Genomic DNA, 22,512 nt, shown 5'->3' on the forward strand with positions numbered 1-22,512 from the left:
GCTACTTACCGGATAAAGCTGATATATCTATTGTAATCTGCAGTATTTAACCAGGTCTCTACAAAAACACCCTCTTCTTGATACTCTGTTGAGAGTACCTTTGTTTTATCACATAGATAAGATACGATATCTCCTCGATTATACGGAATTAATAATGCTACTTTTTTCTGATCTTGAAAAAGCTTTTCTTTGACTGTCTTTAACAATTCATCTAAACCGATACCTTTCAATGCAGAAAGATGGATCAAATCTTTTCCTCTAGGGATATAAGTATTTTCTCCCTCTATCCTATCAATCTTATTAAATACCAGAATGGTAGATTTATCTTTTACCTCTAGCTCTTCCAATACATTCTCGGTGACTTTCATCTGCATCTCATAGTCCCTATTGGTCACATCTACCAAGTGAATGATTAGGTGGGCATCCTGTACTTCCTCAAGGGTGGCTTTAAATGCATCTACCAAAGCATGGGGCAGCTTACTAACAAATCCTACCGTATCGATTAAGATGAATTCTTCCTTATCCGGAAGCTGAATTTTTCGATGCGCAGTATCCAAAGTAGCAAAAAGCATGTCCTCTGCATAAACGCTCTTATCTTCCTGATGGAATCCTGCATAACTTAAAATTTGATTCATCAATGTAGATTTTCCTGCATTCGTATAACCTACAAGAGCGACTACAGGAATCTCACTTTTTCTTCTTTTCCCTCTTTGAACCTCTCTATTCTTTTTAATTTCCTCTAATTGCTGGCGAATGTCACTGATTCTATCCAATATATGTCTACGATCCAACTCCAGTTTTTTCTCTCCCGGCCCTCGTGTACCAATTCCTGCACCGGTTCTGGAGAGAGCTCTTCCCAATCCTATCAATCTCGGCAACCGATAGCGCAGCTGTGCCAACTCTACCTGCAGCTTTCCTTCTTTAGATTGGGCCCGCTGTGCAAAAATATCTAAAATCAAAGTAGTTCTGTCAATCACTGTCACTTCCATCAATTCTTCTAAATTCCTTATTTGAGCACCGGACAATTCATCATTAAAGATCACCAGATTTGCATCCAATGCATTGCATAAAATACGAATTTCCTCAGCTTTTCCTTTTCCAATATAATATGTAGCATCAATACGCTGCTTATTTTGCACCACCTTTTCTAGAACTTCAGCCCCTGCTGCTTGCGCTAATTCCTCTAATTCTTGCATAGAGTTTTCAATGGTAGTGACCTCATCCCGGCTTCCAGTACTTACACCTACAAGGACTGCTCTTTGCTCTATGTGTTCAATGATCTCATTATTTTCGTTAAACTGCATATCTTCACCAACCCTACTTTTCTATATATCTTTTATTATACTCTAAATTCAAACAAAAACATCAAGGATTTTCAAGGTTGTTCAGAAAAATATCCTTTTAGCCTATAAAAAGAGCGTTGACGACAGCAAAGCTGTCTGAGCACCCGCCTTAGTACGGCAGGGGATTTCATCCCCTACAACCCCTTTTTTTATATCATAGAAAAGTAAAACTTTCCTATGATATAAAAAATACGCCATTGCTGACGTATTGAAGATTATTGATCGAACCTTATTATTTTTTGTTATATCTTTTTCTCCACCACCGGAAGGTTCCCAGCAGCAACGTATAACCACACAATACTGCAATAAACGTCAAAGCCCTTTCTCCGATATCGCCATCAGCAAGCATTACAGGTCCCATTCCAAAGAAGGTTAAAAGTAAAAAAAGCACAGCAAAAAGAGTATATACAAGAATTTTTTTCATAGACGATTCTCCCTTCTCCCTGTCCTATCCTGTCACATTTTTAATCTCTGTTATTCATATTCAAGTACCAGACCTACACCGACCTCTTTCAGATTGGTGATTTGCGATAGTGCGATTTTAGAATGGAGATCCGTACAATGACAGGCGTGTAAATTTTTCAATTTCTGCTTCTTTATATATTCCAGTGTTCCTTGAATCTGTTTCTCATCTGGATCCAGTAGGTGCAGACCTCCAACAATATCTACAATTCGCTCGTCTTCACATATTTGCTTTGCATATTCTATGATATTGCAAATCCCAGCGTGTGAGCATCCTGTAATAATCACCAGTCCTTGTGCGGATCGATAAACCAGTGCCGAATCATCTAAAAGATAATCCTCCTCTAACGAACCGTCTTTCAGTATTTTTCCAATGGGTTTTTGCGCTTCAAAATCATTGCCCCGCTCTATCTCTCCTAAAAAAACGAGTTTTTCTGTCAACCATACAGGAACCTTACTCAGAGCGAGATGAAAATGCTGACCTAACTTTTCCTGAGAAAGCAGCGAACCTATTTCTTCCTGTTCGGCTATACTTCTTGTCAGGCATACAAAGGGATGCGCGACAACAGTAGGCCTCATATAAGCCTTTCCTTCTATAGCTGCTTCTATGTAGTGTCGCATCAAAGGTATTAAGCCCCATGTATGATCCATGTGTCCGTGGGAAAGAACAATATAATCTAAATCTAAAAGAGAAACCCCCATCTTTTGTGCATTTCGGATGAAAGCATCAGAGTAGCCCGTATCAAATAAGATTTTTTTCCCTTCCGATTCAATGAGGTAGGCTACACCTGGTTCTCCATAAAAATATCGATCGATAAACGTATTATTGTCCAACAAAATTGTTAACTTCATTTCTCCTCCTTAGGGTATCCTTCCTATTTTATAGAGATACCTCACGCACATCATGACTTAAAAATTGAATCTTCTGCTCTCCACCTAAATGCTCCTGAATCAATTGGACTAAAGACCCTAGGGCTTCTTTAAATGCATCTTCTCTGCTTTCATCTATCAGCTCTATTACAAGAATGGCATCCTTGGTATTTTCTGTCAGTTTCGTTCAGTCTGCTTCCCGCCAATTCCAACAACGGCATATCCCTCCTGCCTCATCTTTGTAGATGATTTCGCCTAGGCTCGGGGGATCATAATTTACGGCATTTTTATGATTATTTATGTCCCGGGCAATGATGACCCCGATTTGAGCATTGGGAAATAGTTGCTAAAAATCATCCTCAACAATGAATTTTTTCATCCTATATCTCCCCTTCCAATCTTTTTTTCAGTGCGGCAAATTTGGTATTCCACTTTATTCCATATTATATTATATCACTTTATCATCTTTTTTTATCGTATTTTACACCATTTCATAGAAATAGCTATCATATTTTGAATATGATAGCTACTCAAGAGGTGTCTTTGGCATAATATTTAGCATTTGATTCTCTGGAACAAAAATATAGCTTTGTGGTACTTTTCCTACAATAACAGTCTCTGCAATAGGTACTGAAGTTTCTACAGATGTAGTATTTGTTGAAAATGGTACAATGATCCTCACCTGGGTATTGACTACCAGGTAGATTTTATGCCTGGTTTGATTGATTCCAGACTGTTCAAACTGTGTTTTAAAGTCTACATTTACCATACCAATTGGGGTAACGTTAATATTAATCTTAGGGCCATATTGTGCAAGCAGCTGACTGCCAAATACGTTGCCTAAGGGTACTTTTACAGAGGATGCTTTAATCTGCTTGATATTATCTTGGACAGTCAATGCAACCTCCGAAGCTAGGCGGTTCATCATTACGGTATTAGCCTGCATCATTGTGACATTACCCTCAGTATCCGTACGAATAAATATTAGATCCTGATATTTTATATCATCAGATACCTTGGAGTTTACCGATTCATTGATCGCTCTTGTTGCAATCTCCCGTGCTTTTACTTCGGCGATCGCAAGAACCGACGGTTTTACCTTTTTATCGACAAGGAGGAAGCTGTAGATCACGAATAAAAATATTGCTAGTATTGCTATAAATGCTTTGAGATTTCCTTTTCTTCTAGGTCGTCTATATTTCCTTCGCATCAAAAAACCACCCCCTTTATCTATTTTATGACTTGAGGGATGATTTTGTGATTAATGAATATAAAAGTTTTTCAACCTAGCAGAATGACATGCTTGAAGCTTGATATAAAAATATCTAAAATTTATCTGAATGATACGGTATTTTTTCCAAGTTTCGCTTCTTAGGATTATAACGTTTAGTAGGAATAATGTAACATTAGCGGTCGGACAGAGTCGTCCGACCCTACAGTTAAAATTATGATTCGTATATTGTATTACGTAGTAGCAGGTTTTCATGCCGATCATTATTTTTTTTTCAACTCGGCTGGGTGCATAGCCCCAAACCTACAACCTTGCGTGGTATTTTCTTGTTTGCAGGGGCGCACAGTGTTTTCTCGTAGCAAACCGCTAGCGGGCGCACACTGTGCGCCCCTACCCTTCCTTATGAAGTATTATCCTACTGTTATGTAATTCTTAAATTGGGCAATTTATTAATAAGTTTTTTCAACTAATTGTTTCAACTTCACAATTAGTTTTTCCTTCATATCGCCATGTTTTTCTGCACATAGCTGATATTTTCCATTAGTCCAATTTTCTTTCGGATATAGCCATACGGGATATTTTCTTCTTACTTCCTCTTCCCATTCATATCTGGGAAAAATATGGGCATGTAAAAAGGTATCTGTATTACCTAGAATAGAAATTTATCTAATTATTTTTTCCATCCGCTTTTCATATTCGCCCTCGGATACTATCTCTACCTGTAAATCACTTAATATTCCACCTGTAATTCTATCATCTATAGATTTATAAGTCGTATGAATTTCATAGTATTCTGTTGTCTTTGCATCAATCAATAATCGCTCAGTATAATATTCTTCAGGAATGCTATTTATATATGGATACCAATCCAAATCAGGCCGTTTAAATATTATATGAAAATTGATTGGTTTATTTCTGCTATTTGTAATGTACAACTTATACTCTAGATTTTTAATACTGTTGTCTTCCTTATCACTAGAGAATTTTACATAAGGATTAAAAGCACTCAATTCATTGGAGTACAGCCTATAGCAGATGCCGCTTAAAATAAGTAAAATCCCAACAATCAATTGAAGTTTTGCAGACTTATTTCTTATTCTTTCTTTCATATATGATCATCCTCTCTTTGCAAAATCACCCCCTTTGTCTATTTTATATCTAAGGGGGTGATATCCGGTCTGAGCTTTATGAATTACCAGGAGAAAGTTTATATATAAAATGATTCTTAGAAAAGTCTAATAGCCTGTATCTTACTTTTCCTCCAAATGCTTCATATACTCTTTTTCGCTGATTGATACGATATGCCATACTTTTACTTTTAACTGTTCTGCCAGGTCCTTTCTAAACCTTAAGATTGCTTCATTTATCTCCTTATTACTCATTTTCTTTTTTGTTTCAAAGCAGATTTCTACATATGCAGGTTCTGATTGAGGAATTCCCTCATTGCTTTTCATTCCAGCTTCTTTTTCGATCCGAAAATAGAATGTATAGGTTTTCATATACCTCACCCCCATGCTACAATATATTAATTCTATGTAGCATGTGACGCTTTAGTATTCAAATAATTTTTAGATAAGGCCCCACATGTACTCCCTATTTATTAAGACTTCTTATATTCTGCAGCTTCCACGTTTAATTGTCCATTGAACAGATTTCAGAATTGCCTTTTCTGTTCCTCTACACAAATATTCCATGTAGAAAAGGTAAAATAAATGGTACTGCAAAGGTTAAAATGGTTCCGGTAATTAATGCAACCAACCCTAATTCAACACCTACAAATTTTGTTACTGGCGCCAGCATAGTATCCATATTTCCAGCAGCTCCTCCAGCAATTGGACTTCCTTTGCTAATTCGAATCAGGAAAGGAAGCATCAGCACAGTAAAGAATTCTCTCATTATATTTACAATAAAACCGTATGTCCCAGCTTCAATTCCATATACACTGGTCATAAATGCCCCAGTGATACTATAGTAGCTCATTCCACTGACAGATGTAACCGAAATAGAATAAGGTATTTTCAAAACAGTTCCTCCGATTACTCCTCCTAGAACACTCCCTAGAAAAATAGCGATAGAAAGAAAGATGATTTTCCAACCCAACAATTTTACATATCTGAATACTTTCTTGTTGATTCCTAAACTTATTCCAACACCTATGTAAAGAGCAATTAGGCAAAGTGTCAGAGAAATAGATAAAATGCCAGTACTGGCTTTCGGCAAAATGAAAAAACCAACTACAATTCCTAATAAAATACTACCCGGCATAATCCAAACTAAATGAGATATTCTTTGATTTTCTTGTCCCGAAAGATCCACTTCATTGCTTATGTTTAATTGATCTAAAAATAATTCTTTCTGAATTTTTTCAAGAGGTAAAACTGTCTTTTCAACAAAACAAACGAAAAATATGCTAAAAGTTATAGACAACAAGGCTAGTACAGCACAGTTAAATCCTACTATGCCCAGTCTTGCCATAACCTGTGGATTAATTCCAATTGAAGAACCAATCACCAACATCAACAGTATTAACGTTAGCGTTATAATCTTATCTACCAGTACTAAGAGATACTGTGATAGCTTTTGAATTCCTATAAAAAAGCCAATAGTCAAACAAATAAAAGGAAGCCAAGTCAAAACAATCTCCTCCCAGTGATATTCTTTTTAGCTTAAAGTAATATCAGAATGCATCATAATGCGGATGTACACTGTGCGGCCCCTACATCTTCATTACTTCAAGAACGTATCCCTGACCTCCTGAACAAAGCGAAGAATCTAGCGTTCTGCATTTAAATATCCTTCAATGTGTTCAAGACGACAGAACCAAAAGAGTCGCCTTACCGTCACCATAGGGCGAGAACGGTGTTTCCCCGATATATACTACGCGGTACTTACTATTGTTGGGTTGGTTGATATTCCATATAGACAAATTCTGTATCGCCTACAAACCTATTTTTAATATTAATATATTTATCCTTAATCTCAAACCCAACATTTTCATAACATTTAATGGCTCTTTTATTAAAACTCCTTACTTCCAGAGCTATTATGCATTCAGGAAATCTTTTTTTACATTCTATAATTAATAACTTCATCACATCTTTTCCGATACCTTTTCCACATATAGATGGCTCTAGTCCGATACCGATAAAAGCCTTCCCTTCACTTGTTGTCAATCTCCCAAAGGCAATTAATCGATTATCCAGCAATATCGCTAAAAAATCCGATTCTCTTCTTTCTTTTACAGCCAAATCCCATCCATTTTTAACTACAACATTCCAATCCGAGAAATTATAAACTGCATAATCCCCTTCATATCTCCAATTACAGATCTCTTTCGCATAATTCTCACTTAAAGTTGTTAAAACATACTTCTGCATTAATCTTCTCCTCCATATGCTGAAACAATTATGTTATTAGATAATCCAACATAACGCTCCATCTCCTTTGCCTTATACGCTATGTCTGATTATGCTGCTTCTCTTTTATTTAATCAGCGGCTTTCTTCGCGATAGCCAATAAGTTAAGTATGGACTCATTCCCAGCAAACTATCTTCTTCCACTTTCCTACTGATTTTTAGGAGTCTGTCCCGGCGTTGTAATCGTTTAATATTTCTTCTCTATCTCTTAATCTATCAATCATTCACGCAGCCTCTCCCTTCCTAAGCTTTATTTCATAGTTCTGTACTTTTTAAATTATATGTAAGTGATATTATATAGCAATCTGGAATTATTTTACATAGTATTTTGGTTAATTTTATATCTTATAATACTAGAGGGATTATTTAAGCTTAGGCTGGTTCCTGCAATTAAAGTTATGGAAAGATTTTTGAGTCTTTTTTATTTTTTTGTTTAAAATCTGTTTTTTAGGGTAGCACATGTTTTTTTCCTTTACATATTCTATATTAGAAAAATAGACAGAGAAGAAAATCTTATCCATAGAATAATGAAAAGGGTGAAGTAAATGGCTGACAAACAATATGGTGTAGGTGGTATCTTCGGATGTGACGATAGTTTATTATTTTTCTTTTTATTACTTGTAGTTTTATTCTGCTATCCTTACTTCTTTGGTGGATGTGGACACAGATAAATCCGTTAGAATTGGAGAGCATTCCCTAATTCTTAATACATAATTTTTTATCACAAAAAATTATTAACCCTCCAAATACGATTACTAGCAATGGGAAGAAGAATAATCTTTTATCTCAAGTCACCTATCGCATTGCATTTTCTGTCATTTATTAATATCTCCTTTTAAATCTTTATTTTTAAAAGAGCTTCTTAACATTTAAGAGGCTCTTTTCTTGGGCTATTTATGTTTTCTAACATGATTTTGAGCAGTTAGCGTATGAATTACCGGAGAATGATAGTGCCCGGTTCTAAACCCACATCCCACATATTTTAAACAAAAAACAAGGCCCAATTACTGATATATGAGGTGTGAGCCATGTCTGAAGCTAAAGGATTAGGTGGTTTATTCGGCTGTGGCCCTGGAGAACAACCTATACTATAATCTTGCATCTCAGATAACGTTTCTGTATTCACAACGTCCTAATCTTCAAAGGTTATTTTCCAAAATCATTTATTATAAAATTCACCTTACGTACCCAACTATTTTATTTAACTTCGCTATATCATTGGGACGTAGCTTTAATGTCGTTTGCGGTATTCCCGTACCTCCATATACATAGGAAAATCGATTTAATTGTTTGTCAATTATCGTTGGTAAGCTCTCATTAATTAATGATACACTCCCCACTTTGCTTCCGGTAACTTGTTCAACCTCTTTTGGGGTTGCTAATTTAACCTGTTTGACAGATATTAGTTCCTTAATTATTTTAAAATCTACCCTACCATAGTCACCTGATATTATTAATGCAAAAAAACCTTTTTCAGTCTTTAAAATCAGAGTAGGAGCTGTTTGTCCAATTTCAATACCGAAATAATCAGCGCCTTCCTGTGCAGTATTAATTTGCTTCGTATGTTTTATAATTTCATATTCAGTTTCGTGTTTATCCAAAATCGAAATTAGTTTATCCATAACTACACTTCTTCCATAAGTTTTTGATTTAGCAGGCTCTATCGGGATTTCTTTGCCAGTATGCTCTTTTTTCATATAGATACCTATCCCTCTTTAAAGTTGGCAGCATATGAGTCCTCTCCGCCAATACAATTCAGAATAACCTGTGATTTCTAGCCCTATACAAAGATTTTATCATAACATGGAAATATTTACATATTTATATGGATAACAAATATATTTATCTAGGAGGTAGATATAGTGACTTCATGTAATAAAAACTGGTGTACTTGTTTAGACACCGAATGCGAGTTCCATGGAAAATGCTGTTTATGTGTTAAGTATCATTGGGATGAGAACACACTGGTGTATTGTATGAAACAAATAGATAGCAAATAGCTTACCCTAAGGCTGAGAACTAAAACTCAGCTTTTTTTATGCCTTAAAATTCTAATCTGCCTACATATATTTTGTAATCGCTACATTCTAGTATCACATTTTGAGTTAGTCCTTAATAGTATGTAATGTAAGTAGAACAAATGAATACTAATGCCTTATAACTCAGTTCATATTTCCAGATAATGATGAGAGAGGAGCAAACTCTTATGCCTGTAAAAATCAATTTATCACCAGAACAGGATGCACAGCATGTGCCTACTCCCGGTGGGCAAACTCATGTACACGAATTCTTAGGTAGTACAAAGCTTGCAGGAGCAATTATACACAACCATCGTTTTGCAGGAGTAACTAGTCAAGCAATTCTAATTCCCGGTGGCAGCCATATACATGGACTACTCACAAACACAGATTTTGTTGTTGGACATCTTCATGAAATTGCTGCTGAAACCGGCCCTGCCATTGAAGTTGGCGATGGAAGACATGTACACTTTGTTGAAACACTCTCTACTCTTAATCTTGGACATTCTCATGAAGCTGTTTTTGCTACACTCATAGAAGATCCGCTTAGATAGGAACTACTAATTATTTACTATCATAATAAGGACGACTTCTATAATATTAACTTTCAAAATTAAGTTGTCCTTGCTTACATAACGTTGTTTTAAATCTTAATTTCTTCTCTGCTTAGCCTTAGCCGTCTTTTAGCAAATATCATATATATATATACTTTTTAATTGTACGGAAGTGATATGATACAACGATCTGAAATTGTTTTTCATTTTCATTTTTTCCGTTCCTACTTTAATACAGCTTTTACGCTTATTCTCCATATCATATGATCGGCATCTTCTCCCCAATAATCTTTTAAATGATATTCAGGATTGCCAAATTTATTGATCCATATTTGCTGTGCACTCTTATACCCACTATCCAGGCAAAATTCTTCTATGCCTCTTTTATCTAATTCAATAAACATTAAATGAAGCATCCTGCTGCCAATCCCTTTCTTTTGATAGTCCGGATGTACAAATACAGTTCCTATCTCTGCTAATTCTTTAAATTCTCCATCCGTACATGAAACAATCAGTTCATTTGATGGTCCATATTCAATTGTTCCCACAATATTTTCTTCTTCTTTTGCTACAAGAAAATATCTATTCTTTCCACCGCTTTCCATATCCTGATTCAAAAACCTTCTCTTATTTTCAATTTCTCCATTTATTGTATCTACTAAATTTGAAATTCCATTTCTTTCAAAGGTATCTCTGATAACTATTTCGAAAAATTCATTCATTAACGCTATATCTTCAAATTTAGGCCTACTAATTTCTATATCTCTCATATGCTAACCTCCTTAACCAGGTTCTGGTTCAAAATTCTATTACCTTTATTTTTGTTGTTTAAAATAGATGTGCGCCTTTTAAATATGATGTTTTAATCAATTTTACTTAGATTTTTATATAAGTCTTCCAAAAATTTTGTATCAAATTTATCTCCTGAAACTCTAAAGATTGACCAGTTTCCATTTCTATCAATAACAGAAAGATATCGATCCCCTCTCACAGCTGCGCGGAAAACTTGCTGTCCATTATTCTCAATTTTTATGGTGTAATATTCCACATTATCGAGTTTTTGATAACTGATATTAGTTTTCCTATATTTATACATTCTTAGAAATTCTAATATTTCTTTAGAATGATCTTTGTTATAACTTTCAACGATAGTACCCTCTTCAGAAATAGAATTTCGATGAATCACTGTTAAATGAGCGCTTGAACCTATATTAGGTCCCTCCCCGATAATTCTGACAAGGTCACGTGGATAAAATATAGTAATACTAATAATAAGATATCCTATGATCATTAAAACATATATCATTGTCTTCTTTTTCACTGTTGTATCCCCCCTTATTTATCATTAATTTATGAAACATGGATTTAAAATTTTATATAGCATAGGGTATAATAAAGTTAACCGATCTTATCTCTATCATTCTATGGTTAAATCAATCCCCAGAAAGAAGGATTATAATGACAGACTATTTCATTCGTCCGATGCATTTATCTGAACTGAAAGCTTTTTTTAAACAAATCGAACAAGATTTTCCTCCAGATGAATATCCACCGTATGAAGTGATGTATACGCATTTGGAAGAGAGGATTCAGAATGGTTTAGTATTTTGTAACCAATCAATAGATTTGGCCTATGCCATTTGTGCCGACAGTCACAGCAATGACCACGTTTTGATTAGCCAGCTTGCAGTATTTCCGGAATACCGGGGTCAGAGAATCGGTTCAGCCTTTGTAAGTGCAATTTGTGAAAGATATGCCCATAAGCAGAGCATTCTTGTAGAAGTAGAACGTCCAGAGCTTGCAGCAACATTAAAAGATCAAAACCTTCGTAACTTAAGAATAAAGTTTTATGAAAATTTAGGTTTTTATATAATCCCGAACATTGAATTCTCTATATGGGATGTTCCAATGCACCTAATGGCATTGTCCTACAAAACCCCTGTAGAAACCCTTCATCAAGAAATCGGACAAATTATTCATCAAATATATTATAGCTTGATGGGGCAACGCTTCATCCATAAGCTACAGTTTCGGAAATTATAATAATTCTTTTGCTGAGAAAATACTCAACACCGTATTTCAGCTTACGATAAGCATATTATTAAAAAGTAACAAATAAAACTGTAGTATTATTCATAAATTTTGCAAGGTGCTCGTTTTTTGGATTCCAAATCTCACGATACCTTGCTTCTAGTTTTTCCAGTCTGTATTTGTGTGCCTACAATCTTCATTTTCACACGATAACACGCTCTACTTTGCACGGAAGGAGCCTCACCAAATCCGACGGTGCCAATTCAACTTGATGACCTATCTTTCCCGCACTTACAATGATTGTATCCAATCCTTTACAGCTGCTATCCAATATCGTCCTATACTCTTTTTTCATACCGATTGGAGAACATCCGCCTCGAATATAGCCTGTGACCTTATTAATGTCTATAACCTTGATCATCCCCACAGCTTTTTCACCCACTGCTCTAGCAGCAGCTTTTAAGTCCAGCTCAGCAGCAACCGGAATGATAAAAACATAGTATTCTCTATTTGTTCCCTGTGTGACAAGGGTCTTATAGACCTTATCAACAGGCTGCCCGATCTTGGCAGCAACCGAAATCCCGTCCACCAAGCCGTCACCATGATCGTACGAATAGGTTTTATATGTAATTCCTGCTTTGTCTAGAATACGCATAGCGTTTGTCTTTAAATTTGCCAAGGTTTATCCCCCATTTAATGATTTTTTATTCACACCGTTATCAATAAAAGTTGTTTCCGTTCATTATAATCTCTAAATTTAAAAATCTCTCTTGAAATCATCCCGTCTCAGCTAATGTACACCAATAAAGTTAAAATCCATCATTTTCATTTACAATAAATACCTTCATCCTTCCCCTATCACTTTGCCCTTCTATAATCACCAAATTATTACATACTCTTTCTGCAGACTTGCAATCGATACACTTTTCCAGTTCAACGCAGGGTGGATTGAAGCCTGCCCTTCGAGCATTTTGGGGTGAAGCAATATTTCTTACCCTATGTACTGCTTCATCTAAAGTCATTGTAATTTTGTTAATACCGATTATAATAATAACATGATTAGGACCATATAACATTGCAGCTACCCGGTTTCCACTATGATCCATGTTTACTAAATGCCCCTCTAATGAAACAGCATTTGTTCCTGTAATATACCAATCACTTAATAATGACTTTCTTTTAAGTTCTTTACTTTCTTCTTTACTTTTAGCTAATGTTTTATCACATACAATATTCCCTCTATCATTTAATTCTTTACTGATTTTCATATTTTTCAAGGTTATAGAGTTTCCCATACCCACACGGGCATCAATTGGGATCATCTCCATTATCTTTGACTTTGCTTCTTCAAATGTGTCCATAAAATATCCTTCAATATTTCTAGCTGCTAAACTTTGAATCAGATATTCAATTTTCTCTTTTTCCACTTCATCTACCCCTTTTTTCATTTCTTATTTTAAGTTATTATTGCGCATAGCTAAGGTATTGACAACATGAATGGATTAAGTGCTTGTAGTAGCCACTTTAACTGCTTACGCCTTATTTATTTTAAATTTGATTTCGTGAAAACATAAGACTTTTATCGTGTATACGTGATATTATACAGTAATCTGGAATTATTTCACAGGACTGTTTTAATAAATTTCGTTATATTCTAAAAACAGTTTAATCTTCTCCTTCATTCTAGCTCGTTTACATTTCCTTCACAACAAAAAATCACCCCTTTCATAATTCCTGAGGTGATTTTGACTTTCATTATTCAATATCTTTTTTAAGTCAAACCTGAACTAGATGACCCTTGCATATTGGCTGAATTCTGTACCCCCAGTTCTCTCTTTAGCGGAAGGAATACAGTAAATATGGTTCCTACACCTTCATAGCTTTCAACAGTAATTTGCCCTTTGTTTTTTTCTACTGTTTGTTTTACTATATTCAGCCCATATCCATGATCAGCGCCTTCTTTTGTACTATATTTAACTTCAAAGACTTTGTCATACAAGCTTGAACATAGAACAGGAAAAGAATTCCCTATAGCAATACAATATGTGTCTTCATATTCCCCAATATCAATTGTGAGAATCTTTTCTTCTTCGTTGCAATGTTCCAATTCATAAATAGCATTATCTAATAGGTTAAATATAATTGTAGACAGTTCCATCGAACTCATCTTTAAATTCTCTAAGGAGGTTTTAATATCAATTTCTACAGTTATCCCCTTATTTTCCGCAATGGCGCATTTTCTGCACAAGATAGCACCAACTTCAATGTGTGCAATTTTTGAAATTGAAAAAATGCCATCTACTTTTTGTGCTAAATTGAAAATATATTCTAGAGCCTTGTCATAATTACCAATCTGCATCATTGCTGCAAGCATGTTAAGATGATTATTAAAATCATGTTTCTGTCCCTGCAAGGAATCAATAACCTCTTTCGAATGATTTAATTTCATAATAGATTCTTTTTCTGCTTTTAGTACTTTGATAATATAATAGATACATATAATTGCACATAACCCTAGTATATTGATTATTGCTATTATAGGGTACGAGTATTTATAGGATAGACCTATGTCATATAATTTGTTCATATATATCTGATTTACCACAGACATACTCAAGACACTTTGAAGCAGTATAAGGCTGATCAATATATAAGCTTTCTGTTTAATCACCACATCTATTACCCCTTGTTTTTAATTTCAAAAACTAGACTAGCAAATTGAATCTTAAGAACATAGGTTATAAAAAAAGTAACAATTAGCAGCGCATTTGAAATCAGTCCTGCCAATAATAGTCCACCAGGCTTAGTTGCAATCGTAACAGGATTTATTCTCAGATAAGTAAGTGCAGGTGCTAAAATTACTCCGTCTGCCATAATTAAAAGCACAAGACTAATCAGCGATGCACTTAAACTAGTAAAGAATGTTTGCTTCCCTAAAACCATCAGCAATAAAACAAAACAAGCTATCAGAACAAATGTATGCGTACCAAAAGGAATTTTATTGATGATATAAAATTGTCTGACACTGTATGTCATTAGACCATAAAGGCAAGCGATTGCTGTCATGATTGGCATTTTTAGCCGTATCCCCAACACCCCAAGACCTGCCCCAATCATAAAAAATCCTTCCATGAAATGCATTATTAGTCTTTCAATAATTACCATAACTAGCACATCCTTTTCTCCGGAAATTCGCAAATACACTACATGTCTTTTAAAATAACAAATCAGCAGATATGTCAATTTGCCATACGAGTTATTTCGACAATTTTTTCAAAAAACCTTCTTTAAATGTCAAAAAAGTGCTAGTTATAATTGTCAGTATAGAATACTAAAAAGGATTTGAAGTTTCAAATCCTTTTTAGTATTCCCAGTAAGTATAATTTTTTACATAAGTTCTTCTGGCAATTCTGGTTGGTAAGATGTTATCGTTGTTGCTGCAGCTACATTAGCATAGGCGAGGAATGTTAATATAGCAATGCTAACTTGTAATAATCTTCTTAACATGACGGTTCCCCCTTTCTCATAAGCATTCTGCTTAGTATTCTATCCATAGCATGGCAAAGTTTATATCCTATATTTGTTAATGTAAAGCTTTGCCATAGGATACCTATAGAAGATGCATAGGTCAATATATGACCCTGTTCCCTATAACCAAATGTTAATGCAAAAGCCAAAACTGCCCATATGCATGCTACAAGTGCAGATCTTCTCCTTAGTCTATCCTTCTGCAGCTTTGTTGAAATGGGCTTTCCAGGAGTATCTGCCGGTGCATATTTTCTAATCGCCCAAAGGCCATATGAAAATATTAGACTTATGAATACTAATTCTGTTATTTTAGAAAATTCTATTATTCTGGATAATGCTCCTAATGCATTCATGGTAATTGCTCCATAAAGAATACAGTTTGTGGCATTGGAGCAATGGGCTCCGCCTGAAAATACTCTTAGCGTAGAAACAGTGACCATAGCAATCAAAACATATGGAAAAATACCTAAAGCCCAAGCAATCACAAGCGCTAATACATATCCTTCTATTGAACTGATCAGAAGTTTTAAGGAGTATTTTAAAATTGCTTCTTGTTTACTGTCTATATCCAGATGTTTTTTATATAATATTAATATCTTATTAATCAGTTTTTCCATAGCAATCCTCCAGCTGCTTTTAAGAATTCAGTTTATTTACTAAGCTGCAAATTAAGTTTTTATCATAAATCCTATAAAAAATTATACCATTTTTATCCGTTATTTGCATTACCACTTTATAACTATATTTACTTCATCTATGAATCTAATTTTATTTTCGTATACCGATTAGTTTGAGTTCAAATATAATAAAGGAAGCAGTGATCTGCTTCCTTTATTATATTTTGCAATTTTTCACAGTTTGTTAAACTTCCACGCAATCATTTTTATTGTTTTCAAAGAAAGTTATATATATATCAATCATTTCGCATACCAGTTGTTTAACTGTAATAGCATTCATCAAATGATCCTGGGCATGAATCATGAGAAGTGATATTTCCATTTTTTCCCCTCTGGCTTCAGCCTGTATCAATTTTGTCTGTTCTTTATGGGCTAATTCCAGTTTTTCATCTCCTTGTTTAATGAGCTCCACGGCCTTCTCTATATATCCATTCTTAGCAGGGGCAAGCGCCTCTAAAAAAAAGTTTCTCGCATCTCCGCTATAGGATATGATTGTAAATATAATCGTTTCCATCTAAATTTTCCTCCTTTAGCTATATAATCTTGTACCATTATAATATCTTTCACAATATATAAAGGATGTCCCAATTATATTTTTAGTCAATTATTCAATGTATCCTCGCCATATTTTCACTATTCTTTATCTAATACATTATTAAAAAAATCCAATATTTCCTTAACTGCATCGCTTTCATCTATTCCATCAACATGAATAATCAATTTATCTCCACTAACTGCTGCCATTTGTAAAATACCCATAATACTTTTTCCATTTACGATGTTTCCATCTTTCTCAATTTTTATATCTGCTTCAAACTTTTGTGTAAGACGTACAAGCATGCTTGCAGGGCGCGCATGTAATCCGGCTTTACCTCTTACAACTACATCGATTGTCTTCATAGTATGTATCACCTTCTTCTCAGCAATAAAATCTTCTTCTCAAAAATGAAAGACAGCCTACATTCTTTTCGTAGCATTTCAAATGATTCATTCTCCTATGATCAAATCTATGCATAACTTATAGCAGTTTATTTTCATGATCCCTTTGCCTTTTGTATCATTACTGATACAACTAAAAGTCGTAGAAAATCATTCACCCTCATTTCCACGACTTTTAGTTTGTGGCTAATATAGATCTGCGCCTCTTAAATTGGACTTTAGATATCAACTAAAATATATTCTATTTGTTTCTTTCTTCAAGAACCTCGACAATGGAAACAATTCGTACTGCTTTTTCTTCAAGTATTGGTTTAAGAGGGGATCTTTCTTCACGGACAACCGTCCCGAAATGATATTGGCGACCTTTTGTTTTCTGGACAATATCGGCAATATTTTCGAAATTAAGACCGCCGCCCACCATAACCTCTATATGCTGTGCACTTTCCATCATTTTTTTTATCGTATCAATATTCATTGATATAGGACCTTTTCCTCCTGAAGTAAGAACGGTCTTTATCTGTGGATATTTTACTAATATTTTCATGCCGTATATTGGATTTGGCAGCTCATCGATCGCCCTGTGAAAGGTTACATCGATGCCATCGCAAACCTTCAATAATTCTATCAAAGCTTCTTCGTCTATTTCATTTCTTTTATCTAAAATCCCAAATACGACACCATTAACCTTCAGACTTTTTGCAATCATAATATCTTCTTTCATTATTTCAATTTCTTCTTTCGTATACATAAAAGAATTGGCATGGGGCCTTATTATTACGTTTACTGGTATACTGACACCATTCACCACTCTTTTGATCAGAGCATAACTAGGAGTAAGTCCTCCTTCCGACAGTGCACTTACAAGCTCTATTCTATTCCCACCACAGTGTTGAATCTTAACGGCATCTTCTAACGTTGTTGCAATAATCTCTATCATTTGTCTACTCCCGCACTCATAAAGATATTTTAAAAGTTGCTCTAAATAAACCGTATCTTATGCTTTTTCTTCAGCACTTTCTTCTTCAAGCTGTTTGTTCTTATCCATCATAGATATAAACGGCCACCAGATGGCCATTACCATAAGAATATCTATTATTTGCAAAACTGCACCCGACCAATGTCCCGTTACTAAAAATCCCTGTATAATCGGAGGTGTAGTCCATGGTATGATAACGCCTGTAGGCCTTGCAACGAGATGGGTGGCCATAGCAAAATAGTTTACAATAGTAATCGCCGCAGGCCCTAAAATTAAAGGAATCATCATAAGAGGATTTAAAACGACCGGTAATCCAAACATAATGGGTTCATTGATATTAAACAATCCTGGTGCAAGCGATAATTTTCCAAGTTCCTTATATTGTGTTGATTTAGCTTTGGCAATCAACACAAATACAACAGCCAGTGTTGCACCTGCTCCACCAATCCAAATCAAATCAAAAAACTGTTCTGTAATAATGTTAGGTATTTCTCTTCCCATCTCAATAGCCGCCAAATTTTGCTCCTGCAGTGGCACCCAGAAGGGTCTTAAAATCCCGTTTACGATAGCACCGCCGTTAAGTCCGATACACCATAATAAAGAAATGGCAAATACAGTTCCAATTGCTCCAAGCAAATTATTCGCTACAAGTGCAGTCATAGGTGCTGCAACGATCTGATAGATAAATTCATGTATGTATTCATAGGGTGTCTGCAGAAACACAAATCTTATAAATAACATAACTACCAAAATTATAAATCCTGGTACTAATGCCATGAATGCTTTTGTTACTGCCGGCGGAACACCCTCAGGCATTTTAATAACCAATTTCTTCTTTATGAAATAGTTAAACAATTCTGTAGACACAATTGCTATGATTAATGCAACCAGTAAACCTTGAGTCCCATACCATCCGCCAACCGTCATTACACGTGTTACTAAATGGCTGGAACCATCGATACTAATGGTCGTTGTAATAGGTGTTACCAGTATAAATGAAGCTATTCCCAGCAATGCAGCTGAAAATGCATCAATTTTATACTGCTGTGCCAGCTTATAAGAAATTGCTGCTGCAATATACAACGCCATAATATCATACGTTACTCTTTTTGGCAAAATGATAAATTGATTAAAATCCGGACCAAATAATTTTGTTTGCAACTCTTCCCATCCGGGGACAGGGAAATCTTGAATAATGATGAAAAGTGACCCGATAATTAGAAAGGGCATAAAAGAAATAAATCCATCTCTTATTGCGGCTAAGTGTCTTTGAGAAGCCAATTTAGTAGCAAACGGCAATAATTTATTTTCTAAAAAATGTTGTACTCTACTCATATCTGAACCTCACTCCTCTCATTGCATTACAGCTTACACAGTTTTTTCAATTCTTCTCTGGTATACATCCAGCCATTCCTTTGCAGCTTCTTCGTATTCAGTTTTATTCCCTGCGGGTTTTGCAATATAAACCTTTGCCGCTGCTGTATTTGTCGCAGCAACGAATGAGAATTCAACATTTGTTCCCACGCCCCATTCCCCTATATTATTCATGCATACAACGGAAATCGCACCCGCCTTTCCCCTCCTTTCAGATAATTTTCTGCTGAATGCATTCACAGTTTTTTCCGCTGCTTCTTGTGGATGAAACCCCTCACCCATTAACCGTACAATTTCATAAGATAAGCAGCCTTTCATAATATCTTCACCTAAACCAGTTGCACAGGTACCTCCTATTTTGCTATCAACATAAAACCCTGACCCCGATAGCGGTGAATCTCCAACACGGCCCCTTTTTTTCATAAACAATCCGCTGGTTGAGGTAGCAGCTGTCATATGACGATCTTTGTCAAGACAAATCATTCCAACAGTATCATGTCCATCATAAGGGTTGAGGTTTTTTTCTTTGATTTCTTGTATACGGCTTTCCCACATCTTTTTTGCTCTATCCGTTAACATATTTTGTTTTTCAAAGCCATGTTTACAAGCATATTCTTCTGCACCAGTACCAACTAAAAATACATTAAATCTGTCTTTACTTAATCTTCGTGCAATTGAAACAGGATTTTTAAAATCCTTTATTCCTGCAACTGCACCAATAGACAATGTATGTCCATCCATGTACGCTGCATCTAACTCAACCTCGCAAACCTCATTGGGCAATCCACCGTAACCAACTGATTTATAAAAAGGATAATCTTCAACCATCCTAATAGCCTTTTCTATCGCATCACCAGATGCACCACCTTTGCTTAACATATCCGAAGCATGTTGTACTCCTTCTAAAGCCATACGCCATGTCCCTATGATTCCCCAGCCCATACAATCTTCCTTTCCCGGTCATTTTTCTTTTTGCTGATATCCTACATCTCATTTGTATAATTTTATTTTATTTAATAACAATTCCCTGCTCAAATAACTATTTTCCTACCGGTTAGGAAGACAGCATAAAACATTTTCAATAAAAAATCCTTAGAGCATACTGTTAATAGCCCTAAGGATTATATAAATCCTTTACATGCCGTCCTCGTAAGGTAATCTAGTTATATTATGCTTGAAACTATCAAAATTAGATGACATTACAAGGTTATTCACCGCTTTGCTGTCATCTAGTATTGCAGCAATATGATTGATCAATTCATTTAACATCTTTCTTTCTCCTCGCTTTACTGCACTCATCAAGATAAGCTGAACTTTATGAGTTCCCCACCGCATAGGCTTTTTTAATATAGCGACAGAAAACACAGTTTGAAAGGCATTCAGCTCTACTGCATGAGGTAATGCAACTAAATTTCCGAAGGAAGTGGATGCAATTAACTCTCTTTCTATTACTAAGGCTTTATAATTTGCTGGAACTATTTTTGCCTCTTGTAATTTCTCCGCCATAAAGCTTATGGCCTCAAACTCGTTTTCAAAAGTATCTTTTAAATAAAAGAACTGAGGAATAAAATATTTTTCCATTGTTGGGCATTTTATCAACAGTTGATGTTTTATTAATCGATCGATATTTTTCATATCCTTTTCTGTTAAAAAAGCTGATAGGACCAGTATCGGAATATCAGTAAAATGGCCTAATTTAACAGTAGTGAATATATAATCAACTTGTTTTTTTTCGATCTTCTCTACATTTGCAATTGAATATATTTCAACAACTTTGATACTATCTGCATACAACCTGTTTATCTTATGCAAAAGAATATTAGAAGCAGTATATCCGGTAGGGCAAACTAATGCCACTTTCAACATCTTATCCATATTAAAATTTCTTTCATAGGATGCACCAAAATGTAATGCAATAAATCCTATTTCGCTTTCTTCAATCTCTTCAATCTCTAGATCCATCTTTTCATAAAATTTTTTACAGACAAACACGGCAATTTCAAATATGATAGGATACTCTAATTTCAAGTCCCCTAAAAGAATATTCCTCATAGGGGCTTTCTTTTCCAGTCTTTCATGCATCAACTTCATATGTATAGTTAGTCCAACAATCAGTTCTTCATCATCGATAAAATTGATACCAAATTCTTCATACGTATCAAGAATGATGCTTTCCATAATCTTTATATACTCAATAGGAAAATTCTTATATAGCTCTATTTTGTTTATATTGTCTATCCTCAGTACCCTTTTTTCTATTAATAAAATTCCTATGTATGCTATTTCTTCTTTTGGGAAATCAATGTCAAATTCTTTTTTAATATTATTGCAGATATCTGTAGCTACCCTATATTCTGCACTATTACTTTCGATCAAAACGCAGTTTTGCAGTATATTATTTTTCTCTATTCGCTCCATCGCAATAGCCATATGAATAATCAAGTTTATAATGCCAATATCTCTTATCTGATATTTATTTCTATCCAGCGCGGATATAATTATATATTTCAATTTCATCAAATCATATGGAAAATAGGCTTCATATCTTTTTAAATCCAGAAAATTTTCTTTTAATTCTTCATGTAACAGCTTGCTAAACAAAAAACGCTTATCTTTCTCTTCCCCTAAAAGGTGGAATTTATTTGCCTTTTTTCTAAGAATCAGCTGACTGTTTTTTTTGCAAAGCAGACTTGATAGAGCTTTAAGATCTTTTTCTATCGTTACTTCACTTACATGGATTTCATCTGCCACCTCAAAAACGTCCAGTTTATTTTTAAACATTAGTAGTTTTTTTAATAAATAATTAACCCTATCACATTGTTCTATGGGCATATTTACACTATGTAAAACTTTTTTTATTACTTTTTCTGCAGACTGCGGTATGTAATACCCTTTATTGTTAGCATAAATAATTGTATTATTGACATTGATCATTTTTATGTCCATTCTAATTGTTCTGGCTGTTACAGAGAAAAAAAGTGCCAATTCTTTTCCTGTAACGGTTTTTCTTTTATTCCATATATACTTTATAATTTCTTTTTGCCTATTGATTAAATTCGTCAAGTTGAATACCTCCCGTTTTATGGGATCATA

25 protein-coding genes are annotated in these 22,512 nt (G+C 34.8%); 2 read left to right on the forward strand and 23 right to left on the reverse strand.

The annotated features are described in order from the left end of the window. Window positions 1-5: 5 nt before the first annotated feature. The 9 genes from hflX to Gferi_RS02780 form a co-directional block, all read right to left on the reverse strand. The gene (gene hflX, locus Gferi_RS02740; protein WP_069974182.1) at window positions 6-1,304 is read right to left on the reverse strand and encodes a GTPase HflX; all 1,299 of its coding nucleotides are present in this window, start codon (window positions 1,302-1,304) and stop codon (window positions 6-8) included. 271 nt (window positions 1,305-1,575) lie between these two features. After that, window positions 1,576-1,767 carry a DUF6954 family protein gene (locus Gferi_RS02745; RefSeq protein WP_069974183.1) on the reverse strand — a complete coding sequence of 64 codons (192 nt, stop codon included), beginning with the start codon at window positions 1,765-1,767 and terminating at the stop codon, window positions 1,576-1,578. Between the two features lie 50 nt (window positions 1,768-1,817). After that, window positions 1,818-2,657, reverse strand: coding sequence for an MBL fold metallo-hydrolase (locus Gferi_RS02750; RefSeq protein ID WP_069974184.1), 840 nt, complete (start codon window positions 2,655-2,657; stop codon window positions 1,818-1,820). A gap of 544 nt (window positions 2,658-3,201) precedes the next feature. Beyond that, window positions 3,202-3,885, reverse strand: a complete 684-nt coding sequence (gene yunB, locus Gferi_RS02755; RefSeq protein ID WP_069974185.1) for a sporulation protein YunB — start codon at window positions 3,883-3,885, stop codon at window positions 3,202-3,204. A 683-nt stretch (window positions 3,886-4,568) separates the two neighbouring features. Continuing rightward, complete coding sequence (locus Gferi_RS02760; RefSeq protein ID WP_069974186.1) at window positions 4,569-5,015, reverse strand: hypothetical protein; 447 nt, start codon at window positions 5,013-5,015, stop codon at window positions 4,569-4,571. 141 nt (window positions 5,016-5,156) lie between these two features. Next, the gene (locus Gferi_RS02765; protein WP_069974187.1) at window positions 5,157-5,405 is read right to left on the reverse strand and encodes a hypothetical protein; all 249 of its coding nucleotides are present in this window, start codon (window positions 5,403-5,405) and stop codon (window positions 5,157-5,159) included. 178 nt (window positions 5,406-5,583) lie between these two features. Beyond that, window positions 5,584-6,540: a lysine exporter LysO family protein gene (locus tag Gferi_RS02770; RefSeq protein WP_069974188.1), complete on the reverse strand. Its 957-nt coding sequence runs from the start codon at window positions 6,538-6,540 to the stop codon at window positions 5,584-5,586. A 257-nt stretch (window positions 6,541-6,797) separates the two neighbouring features. Beyond that, window positions 6,798-7,283, reverse strand: a complete 486-nt coding sequence (locus Gferi_RS02775; protein ID WP_069974189.1) for a GNAT family N-acetyltransferase — start codon at window positions 7,281-7,283, stop codon at window positions 6,798-6,800. Between the two features lie 1,214 nt (window positions 7,284-8,497). Next, a complete protein-coding gene (locus tag Gferi_RS02780; protein WP_236932681.1) occupies window positions 8,498-9,019 on the reverse strand; it encodes an aminoacyl-tRNA deacylase in 522 nt (173 codons plus the stop codon). A gap of 509 nt (window positions 9,020-9,528) precedes the next feature. Here Gferi_RS02780 and Gferi_RS02785 point away from each other — a divergent pair. Then, window positions 9,529-9,894, forward strand: coding sequence for a YmaF family protein (locus tag Gferi_RS02785; protein ID WP_069974190.1), 366 nt, complete (start codon window positions 9,529-9,531; stop codon window positions 9,892-9,894). Window positions 9,895-10,118: 224 nt separating this feature from the next. On the opposite strand, the gene Gferi_RS02790 is transcribed toward Gferi_RS02785, so the two are convergent. Together Gferi_RS02790 and Gferi_RS02795 are read right to left on the reverse strand one after the other, a co-directional pair. Next, the gene (locus Gferi_RS02790) at window positions 10,119-10,664 is read right to left on the reverse strand and encodes a GNAT family N-acetyltransferase (protein WP_069974191.1); all 546 of its coding nucleotides are present in this window, start codon (window positions 10,662-10,664) and stop codon (window positions 10,119-10,121) included. Between the two features lie 92 nt (window positions 10,665-10,756). Next, on the reverse strand, window positions 10,757-11,215 hold the full coding sequence (locus Gferi_RS02795; protein WP_069974192.1) for a hypothetical protein: 459 nt from the start codon (window positions 11,213-11,215) through the stop codon (window positions 10,757-10,759). 137 nt (window positions 11,216-11,352) lie between these two features. Here Gferi_RS02795 and Gferi_RS02800 point away from each other — a divergent pair, with 137 nt between their 5' ends. Further along, complete coding sequence (locus tag Gferi_RS02800) at window positions 11,353-11,937, forward strand: GNAT family N-acetyltransferase (RefSeq protein ID WP_069974193.1); 585 nt, start codon at window positions 11,353-11,355, stop codon at window positions 11,935-11,937. 190 nt (window positions 11,938-12,127) lie between these two features. On the opposite strand, the gene ybaK is transcribed toward Gferi_RS02800, so the two are convergent. The 12 genes from ybaK to Gferi_RS02855 form a co-directional block, all read right to left on the reverse strand. Beyond that, complete coding sequence (ybaK, locus tag Gferi_RS02805) at window positions 12,128-12,580, reverse strand: Cys-tRNA(Pro) deacylase (protein WP_083273810.1); 453 nt, start codon at window positions 12,578-12,580, stop codon at window positions 12,128-12,130. 154 nt (window positions 12,581-12,734) lie between these two features. Beyond that, entirely contained in the window at window positions 12,735-13,352 is a 618-nt protein-coding gene (locus Gferi_RS02810; protein ID WP_169832957.1) for a lactate utilization protein, read from the reverse strand. A gap of 344 nt (window positions 13,353-13,696) precedes the next feature. Next, window positions 13,697-14,599, reverse strand: coding sequence for a sensor histidine kinase (locus Gferi_RS02815; protein ID WP_069974196.1), 903 nt, complete (start codon window positions 14,597-14,599; stop codon window positions 13,697-13,699). Between the two features lie 5 nt (window positions 14,600-14,604). After that, a complete protein-coding gene (locus Gferi_RS02820; protein WP_069974197.1) occupies window positions 14,605-15,090 on the reverse strand; it encodes a hypothetical protein in 486 nt (161 codons plus the stop codon). Between the two features lie 222 nt (window positions 15,091-15,312). Continuing rightward, a complete protein-coding gene (locus Gferi_RS27425; protein WP_083273331.1) occupies window positions 15,313-15,432 on the reverse strand; it encodes a cyclic lactone autoinducer peptide in 120 nt (39 codons plus the stop codon). After that, window positions 15,426-16,070, reverse strand: coding sequence for an accessory gene regulator ArgB-like protein (locus Gferi_RS02825; RefSeq protein WP_069974198.1), 645 nt, complete (start codon window positions 16,068-16,070; stop codon window positions 15,426-15,428). The genes Gferi_RS27425 and Gferi_RS02825 overlap by 7 nt, the downstream gene beginning before the upstream one ends. Window positions 16,071-16,314: 244 nt before the next feature. After that, a complete protein-coding gene (locus Gferi_RS02830; protein ID WP_069974199.1) occupies window positions 16,315-16,644 on the reverse strand; it encodes a PTS lactose/cellobiose transporter subunit IIA in 330 nt (109 codons plus the stop codon). Between the two features lie 119 nt (window positions 16,645-16,763). After that, window positions 16,764-17,030: an HPr family phosphocarrier protein gene (locus tag Gferi_RS02835; RefSeq protein ID WP_069974200.1), complete on the reverse strand. Its 267-nt coding sequence runs from the start codon at window positions 17,028-17,030 to the stop codon at window positions 16,764-16,766. 280 nt (window positions 17,031-17,310) lie between these two features. Further along, a complete protein-coding gene (locus tag Gferi_RS02840) occupies window positions 17,311-18,006 on the reverse strand; it encodes a copper homeostasis protein CutC (RefSeq protein ID WP_069974201.1) in 696 nt (231 codons plus the stop codon). 57 nt (window positions 18,007-18,063) lie between these two features. Further along, window positions 18,064-19,380 (reverse strand): PTS sugar transporter subunit IIC, encoded by a 1,317-nt coding sequence (locus Gferi_RS02845; protein ID WP_069974202.1) that lies wholly within the window; start codon window positions 19,378-19,380, stop codon window positions 18,064-18,066. Between the two features lie 33 nt (window positions 19,381-19,413). Beyond that, window positions 19,414-20,361, reverse strand: coding sequence for a N(4)-(beta-N-acetylglucosaminyl)-L-asparaginase (locus Gferi_RS02850; protein WP_069974203.1), 948 nt, complete (start codon window positions 20,359-20,361; stop codon window positions 19,414-19,416). Window positions 20,362-20,553: 192 nt separating this feature from the next. Next, on the reverse strand, window positions 20,554-22,482 hold the full coding sequence (locus Gferi_RS02855; protein WP_069974204.1) for a BglG family transcription antiterminator: 1,929 nt from the start codon (window positions 22,480-22,482) through the stop codon (window positions 20,554-20,556). Window positions 22,483-22,512 lie beyond the last annotated feature (30 nt).

Source organism: Geosporobacter ferrireducens, assembly GCF_001750685.1.
GTDB lineage: Bacteria > Bacillota > Clostridia > Peptostreptococcales > Thermotaleaceae > Geosporobacter > Geosporobacter ferrireducens.

Excerpts from the sequence above, each read along its gene's own strand:
- hflX (WP_069974182.1), bottom strand. The coding sequence starts at position 1,304 with ATGCAGTTTAACGAAAATAATGAGATCATTGAACACATAGAGCAAAGA.
- Gferi_RS02745 (WP_069974183.1), bottom strand. The coding sequence starts at position 1,767 with ATGAAAAAAATTCTTGTATATACTCTTTTTGCTGTGCTTTTTTTACTT.
- Gferi_RS02750 (WP_069974184.1), bottom strand. The coding sequence starts at position 2,657 with ATGAAGTTAACAATTTTGTTGGACAATAATACGTTTATCGATCGATAT.
- yunB (WP_069974185.1), bottom strand. The coding sequence starts at position 3,885 with ATGCGAAGGAAATATAGACGACCTAGAAGAAAAGGAAATCTCAAAGCA.
- Gferi_RS02760 (WP_069974186.1), bottom strand. The coding sequence starts at position 5,015 with ATGAAAGAAAGAATAAGAAATAAGTCTGCAAAACTTCAATTGATTGTT.
- Gferi_RS02765 (WP_069974187.1), bottom strand. The coding sequence starts at position 5,405 with ATGAAAACCTATACATTCTATTTTCGGATCGAAAAAGAAGCTGGAATG.
- Gferi_RS02775 (WP_069974189.1), bottom strand. The coding sequence starts at position 7,283 with ATGCAGAAGTATGTTTTAACAACTTTAAGTGAGAATTATGCGAAAGAG.
- Gferi_RS02780 (WP_236932681.1), bottom strand. The coding sequence starts at position 9,019 with ATGAAAAAAGAGCATACTGGCAAAGAAATCCCGATAGAGCCTGCTAAA.
- Gferi_RS02785 (WP_069974190.1), top strand. The coding sequence starts at position 9,529 with ATGCCTGTAAAAATCAATTTATCACCAGAACAGGATGCACAGCATGTG.
- Gferi_RS02790 (WP_069974191.1), bottom strand. The coding sequence starts at position 10,664 with ATGAGAGATATAGAAATTAGTAGGCCTAAATTTGAAGATATAGCGTTA.
- Gferi_RS02800 (WP_069974193.1), top strand. The coding sequence starts at position 11,353 with ATGACAGACTATTTCATTCGTCCGATGCATTTATCTGAACTGAAAGCT.
- ybaK (WP_083273810.1), bottom strand. The coding sequence starts at position 12,580 with ATGCGTATTCTAGACAAAGCAGGAATTACATATAAAACCTATTCGTAC.
- Gferi_RS02820 (WP_069974197.1), bottom strand. The coding sequence starts at position 15,090 with ATGGTAATTATTGAAAGACTAATAATGCATTTCATGGAAGGATTTTTT.
- Gferi_RS27425 (WP_083273331.1), bottom strand. The coding sequence starts at position 15,432 with ATGTTAAGAAGATTATTACAAGTTAGCATTGCTATATTAACATTCCTC.
- Gferi_RS02825 (WP_069974198.1), bottom strand. The coding sequence starts at position 16,070 with ATGGAAAAACTGATTAATAAGATATTAATATTATATAAAAAACATCTG.
- Gferi_RS02830 (WP_069974199.1), bottom strand. The coding sequence starts at position 16,644 with ATGGAAACGATTATATTTACAATCATATCCTATAGCGGAGATGCGAGA.
- Gferi_RS02835 (WP_069974200.1), bottom strand. The coding sequence starts at position 17,030 with ATGAAGACAATCGATGTAGTTGTAAGAGGTAAAGCCGGATTACATGCG.
- Gferi_RS02840 (WP_069974201.1), bottom strand. The coding sequence starts at position 18,006 with ATGATAGAGATTATTGCAACAACGTTAGAAGATGCCGTTAAGATTCAA.
- Gferi_RS02845 (WP_069974202.1), bottom strand. The coding sequence starts at position 19,380 with ATGAGTAGAGTACAACATTTTTTAGAAAATAAATTATTGCCGTTTGCT.
- Gferi_RS02850 (WP_069974203.1), bottom strand. The coding sequence starts at position 20,361 with ATGGGCTGGGGAATCATAGGGACATGGCGTATGGCTTTAGAAGGAGTA.